Genomic DNA, 14656 nt, shown 5'->3' with positions numbered 1-14656 from the left:
TTTTTTGATGAAAGAAGTGTGATTTTTATGTATCTTAATATTTATTTTACAGCTTCTTTTAGAGGTTTCCCTGCTTTAAATCCAGGTACTTTACCTCCGGGGATATGCATCTCTTCTCCTGTTTGAGGATTTCGTCCTGTACGTGCAGAACGTTCGCGTACATCAAAGGTACCGAATCCAACCAACTGTACAGATTCTTCTCTTTGTAGGGATTTTGTAATTTGATCTAGGATAGCTTGTATGGATGCAGCAGCATCTTTTTTCGAAAGAGATGATTTTACCGCTACCTGCTTAATTAATTCTGTTTTATTCATAGTGAGCTTAACCTCCATATAAATACCTATAATAGTTCGTTATTATAGTATGTTTATAGGAAAAACGCAAATGGAGTTGTTAAATGATTTGGTTCTGGTGCAAATATATGAAGAAGAACATGGATGATAGTAGATTCCTAACGGAATCGTATTTTATGCTATAAGTCCAAACACTCGGTGGATGAACTCTTTCTGATTTTGGACAGACTGATTCTGTAAATCAATTTGTCCCTTTTTTATCATATGCATGGCTTCCACACCACTCAATATAGAAGTTGCTGTTTTATATGACTTAAACCCCAACATAGAAAGCACACGTTTCTTGATAAAACGATGATCTTGTTCCACTATCTTATTAAGATATCTAACTTGTCTTAGTTGTATGCCTTCGGGTATATGGCTCTCTTCTTTTAACTCTTGCATAGCTACAGGGTAGGTAGGGTTCTTATCTACCGTTATCACACGAGGTTTAGAAACATACGAAAAAGCCAAAGCTTTCTTGAAAAAGCACTTGGCTGCTTGTTTATCTCTTGATTTACTAAGATAAAAATCAATGGTATTCTCTTCGGAATCTACAGCACGATATAAATACATCCATTTACCTTTTACTTTGATATAGGTTTCATCAACTCTCCATGAGTCATTTGTTGATTTAAGATGATATCGTACTTTCTCTTCTAATTGAGGCCCATATTGATAAGTCCAACGCATAATGGTTGTGTGAGCGATTGATATTCCTCGTTCTTCCATCATTTCCACCAGGTTACGAAAGCTTAAATTGTACCGCAGGTACCATCTCACTGTTAATAAGATTAGTTCAGGCTGATAGTGTTTCCATTTGAATAAGTTTTGCTTTTCCATACTAATCACGTCCTTTTTTAAAGTACTAGTATCAGTATGTCCAAGTTTCAGAGATTCGTTACATGAGCCTTATATTTTTTGCACCAGAACCGTTTATGTAAGAGAGTTTAAAGTGGTTTAAATATAAAGGTGTTTTATCAATTGAGCCTCTTATAGACATGAACTCTGGATCTTTTATACCGCTAAGTATTTTCTCGAAAAATAAATATATTAGCCTACTTAATTAGATAAGATTCGGATTGAATTATTAGTAATTTCGTCATTGTAGTTTAATTAATGTAGTAATATATGTCGTTAAAATTAAACAAAGTTAACGACACGTTTTAATGCTTTGTAATTCTATCAAATAATTCATTTTAAAAATAGTCTTGTTTAAATTTTCTAATATACCTAACATTAGTTTATAAGATTTTCTTTATGGAAAAATAATTAGAAATAAGAATGTAAAACAGTGTTATTTAATTCATTTATACAATTTATTGGGAAGTTTAAAAGATACTGTAAATATCATACAAGATTCCTTATTTCTTAAAAAGAATATCATCATGAAAGGAGATACATAATGTTATCAAATACAGTACGTACATCAAACAAAAAAAAGAAATGGATTATCATCGGGGTTATTGCACTAATTTTTATTGTTGCAGCGGCTAATATTTATGTTATGCAAGGTAAGAAGAAAGGTACGGCTAAGACAGATGCTGTAAGTTTTGAGAAAGTGACAGAGCGAAAGCTTAATAATACGAAGTTAATTTCTGGTCAGGTGAAACCAGGGAATATTGAAAGTTTCTATGCAGATTCGACTAAAGGCAAAGTAAAAGATATTGCGGTGAAAGAAGGACAAGAGGTAGAAAAAGGAACGAAACTATTCTCTTATGATAATGAAGAAATTAATTTACAAATGAAGCAAGCTGATCTTGATCAGAAGATGGCTGATATGCGTTACGATCAAGGGAAAAAGAAGATTGATTCATTGAAGAAAGAAATTAAGAAGGCAAAAGACAATGGGGCTGGGAAAGAAGTAACAGACCCAATGGAAGAGCAAGTAAGCGAATTAGAAATGGCACAAAAAACAACTGATCTTGAAAAAGAAAAAGGAAAGTTACAAAAAGAAGAGTTAAGTAAAAAACAGAAAGAACTTACGATTTATAGTAATTTTACTGGTGTTGTACAAAAGTTAGACAAAGATGCGGTACAAAGTTCATCTCAAGCGTTAGGTGGTCAAGGGAAAGCATTCTTACAAGTAGCTTCTAAAGATCCGTTCCAAGTTCAAGGGACTTTAACAGAGCTTCAAAAGTCACAAATTCAAAAAGATCAAACGTTCACTGTAACTGCGAAAGCAAATAATAAGAAGAAGTGGACAGGTAAGATTACGGAAGTAAGTGAGTTCCCAACGAGCGCAGAAATGGCTCAAGCTGCTGGTGCAGGTGAAGGAACTCAAAATATGTCTCAATATACATATAAAGCAAGTCTTGATAGTCAAGATGGTTTATCTCCAGGTTACCACGTTTCATTACAAGTAAACTTAGAGAATAAAACAATGATTGCTGTTCCAAGTAAGAGCATTGTAGAAAAAGGCGATGATGCATTTGTTTATATCGAAGAGAAAGGAAAGCTTCGTAAACAAAATGTGAAAAAAGGTGCTACTGATGGAGATTGGACAGAGATTACTGAAGGCGCAAAAGTGGGGCAAAAAGTGGTTAAAAATCCTTCCGACAACGTGTATGACGGAATGGAAGTGAAAGAGAAATGATTACGCTAAATAATATTGCTAAGACGTATTATCAAGGAAAGCTTGCGGTACCGATTTTGCATGGTATTGGTTTAACGATTCAAAGTGGTGAGTTTGTCTCGATTATGGGACCTTCTGGTTCCGGTAAGTCAACGCTTATGAACATTATTGGTTGTTTAGATCGTCCAACAGAAGGCGAATATATGTTGAATGATGTGAATATCTTAACAGCAGACGAGTCAAAGCTTGCTTTAATTCGTAATGAATATATCGGATTTGTGTTCCAGCATTTTAATTTACTGCCGCGTCTTTCTGCGGTGGAAAATGTTGAGCTTCCACTCGTATATGGTGGCGTGAAGAAAGCAGAGCGTCGCAAACGTGCTTTAGAGGCACTAGGTAAAGTTGGATTAGCAGACCGGGTGCATCATTTACCGAATGAATTATCAGGTGGACAGAAGCAGCGTGTAGCGATTGCTAGAGCGATTGCGAATAATCCAACGTTCATTATGGCCGATGAGCCGACTGGAGCGCTTGATACGAAGTCTGGTGGGCAAGTTATGGATATTTTCACAAAGCTTAATGCAGAAGGTACAACGATTGTTATGGTTACGCATGAAGAAGAAGTCGCTGCGTATTCATCTCGTCGTATCGTGCTAAGAGACGGAAGAATTACAGAAGATAGAAGGTGTGCGGTATGAGTTTACTAGATAGTATAAAAATTGCCTTATCTTCTATTCTAGCTCATAAACTACGCTCAGCTCTTACGATGCTCGGGATTATTATCGGCGTTGGTTCCATTATTATTGTTGTTGCGATTGGACAGGGCGGGGAAGCAATGTTAAAATCACAATTTGTTGGTTCGGGTAATAGTGTGATTTCTGTTCAGTATAATTCTGACATGAATGATCCATTTGGTATGGAATCCATAGGAAACCCGAAATTGACAGAAGAAGACATTTTGGAAATTAAAAAGCTCCCAGAGATTTCCCACGTTATTAAGACAAACTCAAATACGGAAACACTTGATGTCAATGATAAAAAAGATATGGTGAATATTAAAGGGCTAGACAGCGAATATTTCGCTGCGAATAAAGTCAAGGTATTGAAAGGCCGTTCTTTAAATGATACAGATATCGATTATGGAAATAATGTTGTCATGATTAGTTCCGATGTAGAAGAAAAGATATTTGAAAAAGAAAATCCAGTTGGAAAGATTATTGAAATGAAAGGCCAACCGATGCAAATTATTGGTGTATATAAAGCCGAGGGAGGATTCATAGGAATGGGAGGTTCAGAAGCTCTAATTCCACTAACTTTATGGCCGACGTTGTATGGAACAGATGAAATTCAAGAGATTTCTGTCCAAGCAAAAAATGTCGATAATTTAGATGAAGCAGGAAAGAAAGCGGCTGATGTATTAAATAGTCGTAAGCCAAGTGAGTTTACAGGTAAATATGATGTACCGAATTTAAAAGAAATTCAAGAGAGTATTTCTAAAATGACAAATATCATGACGATGATTATCGGCGGTATTGCTGGTATCTCATTAATCGTTGGTGGTATTGGTGTTATGAATATTATGCTTGTATCTGTAACAGAGCGTACACGTGAAATTGGTGTGCGTAAAGCACTTGGAGCAACCCGCAGTAAAATTTTATTACAATTTTTAATTGAAGCAGTTATGTTAACACTTCTTGGTGGATTAATTGGAATTGGTCTTGGATATGGTGGAGCATATATCGTTTCGACATTTGCGAAATGGCCACCTCTCGTTCCATGGGAAGTTGTTGTTGGAGGCGTATTATTCTCTATGACGCTTGGTATTATTTTCGGATTAATTCCAGCAAACAAAGCAGCGAAATTAGATCCAATTGAAGCACTTCGTTATGAGTAAATTTCTAGTGTAGTAGAGAGGAATATCTCTACTACAAATACATATTGTTCTAGTGGGCGCTAGCTAAAACCCGTTAGAATTTAATATATAAATAAAAGGAGTAATTAGAATGGAAGCGAATATGAATACGCAAAAAATTGGCGGAGAAAAACCATCTTTACTTGGAATGATTATATCTCCTGGATTACAGTTTGAGAGAATGAAAATGAGCGAGAAAGTTTGGGGGATGTTTTTCTTAGTGGCACTTTTACAAGGGCTAGTAGGTGGTTTTGGTACATATGTTATGAAGACATCACCTGAAGGGGTTAAAATGAAGAAAGAATTAGGGGGACTTGTTGGACAGGGTTCGCTTACATTAGAGATTATTTACGGAGCTGTATCAGGATTTGTTGGCACAATGATTGGAGCGCTGTTTGTAGCAGCGATTTATAAAGTATTTATGATGTTTTTTGGAAATGATACGTCTTATAAAACATTATTGACTATTATTGTATATACAAACATTGTTCTTATCATTGGTGGACTTATTAATGCTATTTTAAATTTAATTTTAGGAGGCGGAGCAACTGAATATACGAGTTTAGGGCCATTATTTACTGAAGGTTCATTTGCATATGAAATTGGTACTACAATAGAAGTGTTCTATGTATGGAATTTAGTTTTAATTTGGTTAGGATTACAAATTATAGCTGGATTAAGCAAAGTGAAGGCTGCTATTCCGTTTATTGTTTTATTTATTATAGTGGTTGCAATTATTGTATTAATAACAAATTTTTTACCAGGTATGTTTGTATAATAAGATAGGATTAAGAAAACGGTTCATCAAGGAACCGTTTTTTTTTTTTGGTTCTGGTGCAAAAATTTTGAAGTATATAAAACTAGTCTATCAAACTTTTCCATACTAATCGTACTACTCTTTAAAAGGTGTGTGATCAGTATGTCCAAGAATGATAGATTTTTCGCACCAGAACCATTTTTTTAATTTATTGATTCTTGGACAGGCTTCTGGACTAGGGCGATTATTAAGCGACCTTCTGTGTATTATTTTAGGGATCATAACCTTTATAATTAAATAATTCACAAGTAAAAGGAGCTAATATCATATATAGTTTAGCTCCTTTTGTTGCTATAAAGTCCTTTTCATTTTCCTAATAACCATTTCGTTTTAATGTGCGATAAATAGTAGTTCTGTCAACATTTAAAAAATTAGCAATCTCCTGTTTTGTTTTTCCTTGATGAAGTAACTCGAGTATCAAATCGGTTTTAGACTTATTAATTTTGGGTGTTTTTGCCCATCCACTCGAAAAGGGGGAATAAGGGGTTCAGCCGAGATATATACATTATCTTAACCAAGAAAATTAAAATATGAATTTAAAAGGGCCCTTACGTTGAATACATATACGCAACGTAAGGGTGAATTACTTTTGGTTTGAAATAAAGCTTGATTAAAAATAACTTAGGGATATGTGTAGCCGATTTCCTTAACGTACAGAAAATTGAATTGTTGGTTCGTTACTCGTTCAAAATGTTTGTAAAGCTTCTAGAGGTTATATCAACTTGCATTTTATTTGCTAGAATACCATTTAGTTAACCACTCATTCCATTTATCTTTTTGAATAGTAATGGCAAATATAGTGTTTTTATCAGGCTTGTCAGTAAGACATACGGATGTATCATTAACAGATAAATATTGTCCGTGGTTATTTTTTAAAGAGAAGCTTTCAAATCCATAATTAACAAGTGTCCATACTTGTCCATAAGCGCGAAATCCTGTAACGCCCACCTCACCATTTGCAGATGTAAGATAAGTTGCATGTGCTTCTATGAACACCTTATTAGATCCTTTTTCAATTGGAATAATTGTAAATGTGCTCCTATCTTCTGGGATCCAATTAGATGAAGCTGAAATATTGATACTATCCTCCCATGTCCGCAAGACGTTATCCCTGTTTTTAATTTTCATAGAAATAGAAGAATATTCTTCATTTTTATGCTGTGTAACGCCGCCGAGCTTATGTCTCTTTATCTCAGCAAGTTCATCAGAGGTATAACTAAAAATTTCAGATTTTTTTACTGGATTTGAAGTTATCGTTGCCAGTTTTCGCTTCTCTTCCGGTAGTGCATGAAAAAGTTTCGTTAGGTCAAAAGAAGCATTACCTGGTTTTATATTTGGAAATTTCCGTCTAATGTATTTTAAAGCTAACGGACCATTCATTTGATCACTATTGTCACTCTTTAAGTAATATGTTTGCCAATTCGTAAGCGCAATACCAGTAGTCCCTTCATCTAATTGTTTTTGTGTAATATAATACACATCACGTTCATATAGATCTGAGGCATCTGGATTTAATTCCACTATTATACCAGCTTGCTTAATCAGAAGTTGTTGGCCATGTTTGATTGTTTTATATTCAACTTTCCCATCCTTATAGAAGATTTTAATTCTCTTAGAAAAGTTTTGGTTTTTATAATAATCATACACACTAATACCAAATTCTCCTTTGTTAAAAGTAGGAGCTTTGTAAGCACGGTTTTCATTGTTAGCTGTATAATCATTTTTAGCACTTTGTTCTGATAAAAACATAACAAAAGGCTCTTTTAGAAACGTATCATAGGTAGCTCCAAATGTTGTAAGAATCGTTTCTCTTGTATCAATATCTGCTTTCGCTTTATGTTTTGTAAATGGGTTAAAACTGAATACAATCCCCATTGCTATTCCTAAAGGAGAAATTTTTTTTATACTTTTCTTTATCTTTTCTTTCATGGTTTTATCACTTGCTTTCTAAATATACTGTTACCAACATGTTTAAATTAATATCGGTAAGTTTATCTTAATTTAAATACCTTTCATTTTTCTTTCGTAAATGTTACAAAACCCTTTCATTGTTTCTCGGCCCAATACCAGCGTAGCTGTGGTTAGGGGCAAAATAATTTATTTTGATAATGGTGAATAGAACCTTTTTATTTTTAACGTCCCACAATCTTTCTTTTTTGAAATGCATATTGATGTACTGACATTGCTACATAGCAGTGATTTATATGTCGAAAAATTAAAATGGATTTATATAGAATGAGATCTGGATTACGAATCTTTTTAAATTAACAATATAGCAAACCAATAAAATAAAATGATGTATAGGTTGTATCTTCTTATATATAGTAGAGTTTAATGATTTACGATATTAAGAGACTTACCAAAAATCTTATTTTTCTGTAATTTCACGAAAGACTTTTGTAACATTTACGAAAGACTTTTGAAAGGTATTTAGATTATGATGAACCTCCGAACATTACATTCAGTGTAATAAGTAGAAAAAAACACAGATACAAAGTGAGGAATGACGTTATGAATGAAAAATACAAAAAAAGGGTACCAAAATTCCTACCTGTAGGAATTGCAATGGGGGTTTTATTCAGTGCTAGTCCATTAGCAGCTCCATTAACGGAAAATAAGGTGAAAGCAGATGTTGATACGTTTGGAACGATTGTTACAACATTTGGAGAAATATATGACGCGTTTCTTGCAGAGCCATTTGCGAAATGGTTAGAAGAAATAGACGTAAAAACTACTTATAAAGCTTTTAATGAAAACATTGCTTACAAAGCCCCTACTTTTCAAAAAGGTGAATTTGGTATTAGTGCATTTGATTACTATAAAAATAAAGATTTTAGCAAGAAGGTTAAAATTGCTTATGCAAATGGGAAAGTTGAATATAAAACAATCAAACATGGGGAACAAATTCGTATTAAAGATGCTGGTACAATAGTAGACTTAACTCCTGATGAACCAGAACTATCTAAACATGATATTTTGTATATTTCACAAAAACAATTAGATGCAGGAAATACGGGTGTTTCACTTACGAATTTTAAAACCTATTATCTACAAAGTGACAATAGCGGTCGTAAAAATGAGTTAGCATATAAATTTTTACAAAAAACATTCCCAAATGCTTATCATAATGGCATCCCTAATTGGGGTGTTAATCAGGATGAACTTTTCAATAAACTACCAGAAGAAAAACGAATACTGGGAACAATTACTTCAGAGCCGGTAAGTAAAGAAAAGATTTTTTCTCTTACAGAATCGGATATTGATAATATGAATTATCGTATGGATGATATTCTCACACAACATAAAGAAGGGCAGTACTCCTCTATTTCGTTGAAAATTAAGACCGGCGATAGCTTCCTTCGAAGCTGGGAGGACGGTAGGCTTTCTAAATCAGTTGGCGAGGTTCCACTAGGTAGGGAAAATTTTAAAATTATTCCAATTAAAAAAGGATCTAACAAGGTTATTCTAAAAGAAAACTTACAATATATCCCAAGTGCGTTAGGTACTCAGGAACGTTATAAGATCGGTCCTGATAAAGTATGGACACTCCATGATACAGGGCAGAATGGAATTTTCGTTTTACAAAATGAAAAAGGACAATATTTATCTGTTGATGATTCTTCAGCAAAGTTCACAGATCAGTATAACGAAGCTTCTTTCTTCAACGCTGATTTGAATAGAGATGAATGGAATAATTGGTTGATTGATTGGTATCCTGGTAAAGAAAATGAGAGAAAGAAGTATGACATAGACACGTACGAAATTGATGAAAAGGACCCTAATAAAAGGACTGCAAAAGATTCTCATGGAAATATGATAAAGAATAATTGGGTAAAAAAAGGTGACAATCAGTATTATGCAGGTTCTGATGGAGTTTTCTTGAAAGATTGGCAGGAAATTAATGGCAAGAAGTATTACTTTAATCCACAGAGTTTCAATTTAGTCACAACAAATGGAACTGAGATTGGTGGAAAATATTATTATTTCAATGATGACGGTTCTGTAAAACAATCAACATGGACGGAAGACCATTATGGTCTACACTATTCTGATGCTTCTGGAACGCTTATTGAAAAAGGCCTACAAGAAATCGATGGGAAAATTTATTACTTCCAAAATGGCAATGCCAATAACAAGGAAATACGTCTAGAAGATCAAAATATTATTCTTCACTTTTCTGATAAAGGCGTACTTGAGAAAGCCTCTAAGCTGGATGGAAAAGCGCTAAGTGATACTGGAACTTATGTTACTCTTGATGAGAAAAAGTTAGCATTTGAAAAAGATGGTTCTATTAGAAAAAATGGGGTCTCTAAAATCTTTATGCCTGATGCAGTTTATACAAAAGAAATACCTGTAATTGTATATTACAGTTTAGAAGAAGGGCCTTTCTATACTGGTTTCAAGGAAATTGATGGAAAAAAATATTATTTCGAGTCTGGAAAGAACTATAATTTCGATGCCCATCAAACCATTGGCGGAAAAAGATATTACTTTAATCACGAGGGACAAGCTTTACTGACAGGCTTTGTTGAAATTAATGGTAAAACATTCTATATGAACGATAAAGGTGAAATGGTAACAGGTTTCCACGACGTCGATGGCAAACGCTATTACTTCCGAGACGAGGATTATGGGTCTTATAAACGTGGAGAGCCGTATAAAAATGGAATGGTCCGTATTGACGGAAAAGATTATGCCTTTAGTCCTGATGGTGTACTTTACCAAAACTTCAAGGGTTATATTAATAATCATAGTTTTGGTCAGAGGTACATTGAAACTAACAACGAGGGAATTGTTACTAATATCTAAGAAAAGTATATAATAAAATTGAATAGAATAACGGATTCTTAATAGCCTTATCATTTATAAAGAGTGAAGTACTATGTGTGAAAGTGGGTCATATTATGCAGCATATGCTGCATAATATGACCCATTTTAGTTTTATTCATTTCTCTGAGGTGTAACAAAATGCAAAAAATACATATAAGATTATCTCTCATTCTCCTTAATGTACAGAGAGTCGGGTAATTTTTCACATAATCTTTGCTGATGACAGAATCCTGAAACCAATAATCGTTTCCATAACCCTAGTTGAACGGAATTTTACTTAATCTTGGCTTGATGGGCATGTATGGTGGGCCCCCTACTTTTTATAATAAAGTATCCCAAAAAGTAAAGTTTTTGGGACATTTTTTATATACAAGTAGTCAGGGAGTAATATCCTAGGCTAGGGATGTTCCAAAAATTTATCTCAAAATTGAATAAGAAGAGACATGCATCTTGTGTTTCTAAAAGTACACCTTTGATAACTTCTTTAAGAAATTCGAGAAAGGGGAATCAAGAACCTTAACCTTTCAGTTACTAAGTCATTCTAGTACATATTATCTATGCTCCACTTCATTTCTAACTTGCACTTTTTTCTTCGCTCGAATTAATGTACTCTTACTAATACCTGTCATTTCTTCAACTTGCTTATATGATTGATTTTTTAATAAGGATAGTGCGTGTTCAATTTGTTTGTTATTAAATTTTTTTGGTCGGCCTTCTTTAAAATCTTCACGCAACTTTGCAATTGCTTTTCCCTCTTGTGTACGTTCTACAATCATGTCTCTTTCAAATTCAGCGAATGCGCTCATTACGTTAAATACCAGTCTACCTGTTGGCGTATCCTCAACTAAACCCATATTAAGTATATGGACCTTTACACCCTTTTCAAATAATGTTTTGACAGTTTGTATCGCATCAACTGTGGAACGGGCAAAACGATCTAATTTTGTAACGACAAGTGTATCCCCTGTTTCTAACATAGACAATAGCTCCTGGAACTTTGGACGATTCGCTTTCGTTCCAGTGAATTTTTCGGAATAGATTTTTTCACAGCCTTCTTTTTGTAATGTTTGAATTTGGGATTCAAGATCTTGATGTAATGTACTGACTCGTGCATAGCCAAATTTCATAAAAATTGCCCCTTTTTGCGGTTAACTTTAGACACTAAGTTATGACACCTCTCTATGTACTGATATTACAGTACTATGATAACAGTGTCAAAACTTTTAAGTTATGAACATGTAATTGCAATGTGATTTATTTCATCCGCTCATCTTTTTAATTTCTTTGTTTTCATATAATTAAGAATTTATTCTTTAAGCATAGCTCTACCCAATGTTAAAATATTACATGTACAACCCAACGAAATAGGAGGTCTTGATTTCATGATTACAAAAGTTACACCAGACGTTTTATCAACAAATGAAATTCGTGCCTTTCTTTCATTTTTAAAGTGTCAAGAAATTTCCAGCGATCAAGCATTAATCATTTTAAAACTTGATCGTTTTAATACAAGAAAGGTTCGTGGGGCAAATTACTACGCTACAAACGAAATAGAAGAAGTATATGATTATTTAAAAGAAAAATACGCATCACGTTTTGAAAGACGTACGATCAAAGACTTTGAAGATTTATATAAAAGGGCTTTTGATTATTGCGAAAAGTATCGCGATAGATTCTATAAGCCTATTAATCGTTACTCATAAACATATTATGTTACCAGGATCAAGCTATAACGTTTCACTATCCAAACATAGACAGGAGGATAATAAACAGTGAAATTAACAGGTCTCGAACCATTGTATAGAAGTATGCTTGCTCAAAACATGAAGCGGACAAAATTCAGAATCACAATAAATAAAGCTGTTTTTAGTATTATTTATTTCATAGATTCCAAGCCTCATAAACTTGCTATTGGAATCCATGCTAAAAATGTTTTCTTTGAAATTCCCGTAAAAAAAGGATTTATTATCAGGGCTTATCTTGGCGAACATTACCAAGATGTATATGAAGCTTTAGGGCTTTCACCAAATTCTGAAAACCCATTTGGATCACGGGGTTTTTTTGAAGAAATCAACAACCGCATACCCGAAACTACCAATCCAGGAAACAAACCCAAGCCCAGAGATGTTATATTTTTCAGAAGAGATGTAGAAGAAGCAGACAAAATCTATTTTTGCGGTTGGAAAGACAACGATATCCGGGGCGAAAAATTAAGTGATAAAAACCTTCATAAAACTAGGCAATTGTTAGACGAAGAAGCCTACATAATGTGCAAAACTTATAATATCAGTAGCCGTTGGACCGATGAACCAAATAAAGAGGTAGCTTATATATTACCCAGAAAGAATAGAACATAAAAAAGCACGCTCTATAGAACATGCTTTTTATCCATAACGCGACAATCCTATCCCTACACTAGCGGTCGGCAATCCTGCTACTAACCCTAAGCAAGAACCTCCCATTAATAAAACTTTGCAACAGAACCCTTTCAGCTATTTGCACGAGAACCCAAAATAATACAACTACATACCATAATTAAAAATAAAATTACTAAACTTATTGGGAAATATTTCATAAGAGACTCCTTTTTGATATGATGTACAAAATATATTCTCATAAATTAGGAAATAACCATAAAAAAGAATTATTCCTCCTATATTCTTACATTTATAACCCAATTACTTTTACTTATTAAAGCTACTAACTAATCAATTCCTTTGCTACCTCTTTCGTTCTGAACACTTTTTTGTATTGTTTAAATTCTTGTTTATTAACTCGAAATTTTTCACCCGTATCCATGTTTTTTACTAGATATGTTTCAGCGGTATATTCCTTTATTAAAAAATATAAGAAATATATCCAAAAAGATACTGTAAAAGTCGGTAGAGCTAAGAATAATCCTGTACTAAACATTACAATCTCCAAACCTGAATTCACTCGTTTTAAAACAATTTTTTGTCCTGCTGCTTCTTCTTGCTGTAATTGTTGCATGCGTTGTAAAAATGCAGCAGCATAGTTCATGAAAAAACCTCCTTGAAGCGAAACGCAATTTAGAACTTTGGTTTTTCTTTAAGGATGAGGGGAAAGATACTTAAAGAAAGAATTATTTTTCTTACTTTTCTTCTTTTATTTTAATTTTTGCTTCTTTATAGAATGCTAGTTTTCCTTCATTATAACTTTTTGTATATTGATTGAACTTTTCTTTTTCTTTTTGTATTTTTTCATACAATGTATTAAGCGTTTTAACCATTTCACCAATCTCTTTTAATTTTGTTTCATTATCTTTTAGCTTCCCATAAAGTTCTTTTTCAATCTTCAATGATTTCGTGTAGTTTTCATTTATTTTCTGAAAAGCTTCATAGCGCTTTTTATAAGATTCTTCTACTTGTTTTGCATGAGCTTGTAATTTTTTATCTTCAATTTTATTTATATCACTATGAATTGATGCTATTTCTTTTAGCGCCTTTTCTAATACATCTTTTTCATTTTCCAATAAATGTTCACGTGCATCTATACTTGAAACAGCCTGTACTATTTTGGGTATTATTGCTTCATTATGCTCTTTTCCTTCTTGTATAATTTGATTGTACAATTCCTGTTCCGCTGTTTCTAACTGCTCAAATGTTTTCACATTATCAAATAAGGCTTTTTCTTGATTTGCTGCGTTTTCAAAAGCAATATATAATTCCTCTTCTGGTTTTGCTCCCAAACATCCTCCTAGCAATCCAATTGATAAAACTGCTAATAATGCCACTTTCCTATAAATCAATGTCGATTCCTCCTATGAGTGACTATTACTTTGATGGAGTCTGTACCATATTCCAATGTGCATTAAAATAATTCATCATAGTGGTACTACTGCAATAATTTATAATTGAGACTTCTGTGTTAAATTTTTTAAATAATATCTTTGAAGTATACAGAATAACAATTACCATTAAATTGATTTTTAAGGCTATTCCAACAAACATGATAACGATTCCGGTTGTATTTTTAATTTTGGGGTAACACAAGAAGATTGGATAATAAGTTTATCCAATCTTTTGACAGACGTATAATAGTATACTTTCTCTCTAACATGAAACCAGCAGCTTAAGAGAATGATTTCATATTAGAGATACCTAAAATTTATCATTCATGTTATATCTGAACGGTCCCACAATTCAATCGTCCATCTCTTTTATTACCCT

At 33.3% G+C, this 14656-nt stretch carries 14 protein-coding genes; 7 read left to right on the top strand and 7 right to left on the bottom strand.

Annotated features, from left to right (window positions below; translation table 11 throughout):
* Window positions 1–41: 41 nt before the first annotated feature.
* Together MHH42_RS32145 and MHH42_RS32140 are read right to left on the bottom strand one after the other, a co-directional pair.
* Window positions 42–314 carry an HU family DNA-binding protein gene (locus tag MHH42_RS32145; RefSeq protein WP_340895803.1) on the bottom strand — a complete coding sequence of 91 codons (273 nt, stop codon included), beginning with the start codon at window positions 312–314 and terminating at the stop codon, window positions 42–44.
* Window positions 315–467: 153 nt separating this feature from the next.
* Window positions 468–1175 carry an IS6 family transposase gene (locus MHH42_RS32140; protein ID WP_340895800.1) on the bottom strand — a complete coding sequence of 236 codons (708 nt, stop codon included), beginning with the start codon at window positions 1173–1175 and terminating at the stop codon, window positions 468–470.
* Between the two features lie 562 nt (window positions 1176–1737).
* On the opposite strand from MHH42_RS32140, the gene MHH42_RS32135 reads away from it, so the two are divergent.
* The 4 genes from MHH42_RS32135 (at window position 1738) to MHH42_RS32120 (ending at window position 5597) form a co-directional block, all read left to right on the top strand.
* Window positions 1738–2928 carry an efflux RND transporter periplasmic adaptor subunit gene (locus MHH42_RS32135; RefSeq protein ID WP_340895796.1) on the top strand — a complete coding sequence of 397 codons (1191 nt, stop codon included), beginning with the start codon at window positions 1738–1740 and terminating at the stop codon, window positions 2926–2928.
* Window positions 2925–3605: an ABC transporter ATP-binding protein gene (locus MHH42_RS32130; RefSeq protein WP_340895793.1), complete on the top strand. Its 681-nt coding sequence runs from the start codon at window positions 2925–2927 to the stop codon at window positions 3603–3605. The genes MHH42_RS32135 and MHH42_RS32130 overlap by 4 nt, the downstream gene beginning before the upstream one ends.
* The gene (locus MHH42_RS32125; protein ID WP_340895791.1) at window positions 3602–4801 is read left to right on the top strand and encodes an ABC transporter permease; all 1200 of its coding nucleotides are present in this window, start codon (window positions 3602–3604) and stop codon (window positions 4799–4801) included. Before MHH42_RS32130 ends, MHH42_RS32125 begins: the two co-directional genes overlap by 4 nt.
* Before the next feature lie 109 nt (window positions 4802–4910).
* Window positions 4911–5597, top strand: coding sequence for a Yip1 family protein (locus MHH42_RS32120; protein WP_340895790.1), 687 nt, complete (start codon window positions 4911–4913; stop codon window positions 5595–5597).
* Window positions 5598–5949: 352 nt separating this feature from the next.
* On the opposite strand, the gene MHH42_RS32115 is transcribed toward MHH42_RS32120, so the two are convergent.
* Window positions 5950–6078 (bottom strand): helix-turn-helix domain-containing protein, encoded by a 129-nt coding sequence (locus MHH42_RS32115; protein ID WP_340895826.1) that lies wholly within the window; start codon window positions 6076–6078, stop codon window positions 5950–5952.
* A gap of 287 nt (window positions 6079–6365) precedes the next feature.
* Window positions 6366–7565, bottom strand: coding sequence for a hypothetical protein (locus MHH42_RS32110; protein WP_340895789.1), 1200 nt, complete (start codon window positions 7563–7565; stop codon window positions 6366–6368).
* A 582-nt stretch (window positions 7566–8147) separates the two neighbouring features.
* Between MHH42_RS32110 and MHH42_RS32105 the strand changes: the two genes are divergently transcribed.
* Complete coding sequence (locus tag MHH42_RS32105; RefSeq protein ID WP_340895788.1) at window positions 8148–10445, top strand: cell wall-binding protein; 2298 nt, start codon at window positions 8148–8150, stop codon at window positions 10443–10445.
* 572 nt (window positions 10446–11017) lie between these two features.
* Here MHH42_RS32105 and MHH42_RS32100 read toward each other — a convergent pair.
* On the bottom strand, window positions 11018–11593 hold the full coding sequence (locus tag MHH42_RS32100; protein WP_340895786.1) for a recombinase family protein: 576 nt from the start codon (window positions 11591–11593) through the stop codon (window positions 11018–11020).
* 255 nt (window positions 11594–11848) lie between these two features.
* On the opposite strand from MHH42_RS32100, the gene MHH42_RS32095 reads away from it, so the two are divergent.
* Window positions 11849–12169: a hypothetical protein gene (locus tag MHH42_RS32095; RefSeq protein ID WP_340895785.1), complete on the top strand. Its 321-nt coding sequence runs from the start codon at window positions 11849–11851 to the stop codon at window positions 12167–12169.
* Between the two features lie 69 nt (window positions 12170–12238).
* Window positions 12239–12823 (top strand): DUF6037 family protein, encoded by a 585-nt coding sequence (locus MHH42_RS32090; protein ID WP_340895783.1) that lies wholly within the window; start codon window positions 12239–12241, stop codon window positions 12821–12823.
* 343 nt (window positions 12824–13166) lie between these two features.
* On the opposite strand, the gene MHH42_RS32085 is transcribed toward MHH42_RS32090, so the two are convergent.
* Together MHH42_RS32085 and MHH42_RS32080 are read right to left on the bottom strand one after the other, a co-directional pair.
* A complete protein-coding gene (locus MHH42_RS32085; protein WP_340895781.1) occupies window positions 13167–13487 on the bottom strand; it encodes a hypothetical protein in 321 nt (106 codons plus the stop codon).
* 91 nt (window positions 13488–13578) lie between these two features.
* The gene (locus MHH42_RS32080) at window positions 13579–14235 is read right to left on the bottom strand and encodes a YkyA family protein (RefSeq protein WP_340895778.1); all 657 of its coding nucleotides are present in this window, start codon (window positions 14233–14235) and stop codon (window positions 13579–13581) included.
* Between the last annotated feature and the right edge of the window lie 421 nt (window positions 14236–14656).

The sequence above is a fragment of the Bacillus sp. FSL L8-0099 genome (assembly GCF_038006385.1).
Classification (GTDB): Bacteria; Bacillota; Bacilli; order Bacillales; family Bacillaceae_G; genus Bacillus_A; species Bacillus_A toyonensis.
This window is presented reverse-complemented; position numbering and strand designations above follow the sequence as displayed.

What these genes read in the sequence shown, in the direction of transcription:
- MHH42_RS32145 (WP_340895803.1), bottom strand. Translation starts at nt 314, where the DNA reads ATGAATAAAACAGAATTAATTAAGCAGGTAGCGGTAAAATCATCTCTT.
- MHH42_RS32140 (WP_340895800.1), bottom strand. Translation starts at nt 1,175, where the DNA reads ATGGAAAAGCAAAACTTATTCAAATGGAAACACTATCAGCCTGAACTA.
- MHH42_RS32135 (WP_340895796.1), top strand. Translation starts at nt 1,738, where the DNA reads ATGTTATCAAATACAGTACGTACATCAAACAAAAAAAAGAAATGGATT.
- MHH42_RS32130 (WP_340895793.1), top strand. Translation starts at nt 2,925, where the DNA reads ATGATTACGCTAAATAATATTGCTAAGACGTATTATCAAGGAAAGCTT.
- MHH42_RS32125 (WP_340895791.1), top strand. Translation starts at nt 3,602, where the DNA reads ATGAGTTTACTAGATAGTATAAAAATTGCCTTATCTTCTATTCTAGCT.
- MHH42_RS32120 (WP_340895790.1), top strand. Translation starts at nt 4,911, where the DNA reads ATGGAAGCGAATATGAATACGCAAAAAATTGGCGGAGAAAAACCATCT.
- MHH42_RS32110 (WP_340895789.1), bottom strand. Translation starts at nt 7,565, where the DNA reads ATGAAAGAAAAGATAAAGAAAAGTATAAAAAAAATTTCTCCTTTAGGA.
- MHH42_RS32105 (WP_340895788.1), top strand. Translation starts at nt 8,148, where the DNA reads ATGAATGAAAAATACAAAAAAAGGGTACCAAAATTCCTACCTGTAGGA.
- MHH42_RS32100 (WP_340895786.1), bottom strand. Translation starts at nt 11,593, where the DNA reads ATGAAATTTGGCTATGCACGAGTCAGTACATTACATCAAGATCTTGAA.
- MHH42_RS32095 (WP_340895785.1), top strand. Translation starts at nt 11,849, where the DNA reads ATGATTACAAAAGTTACACCAGACGTTTTATCAACAAATGAAATTCGT.
- MHH42_RS32085 (WP_340895781.1), bottom strand. Translation starts at nt 13,487, where the DNA reads ATGAACTATGCTGCTGCATTTTTACAACGCATGCAACAATTACAGCAA.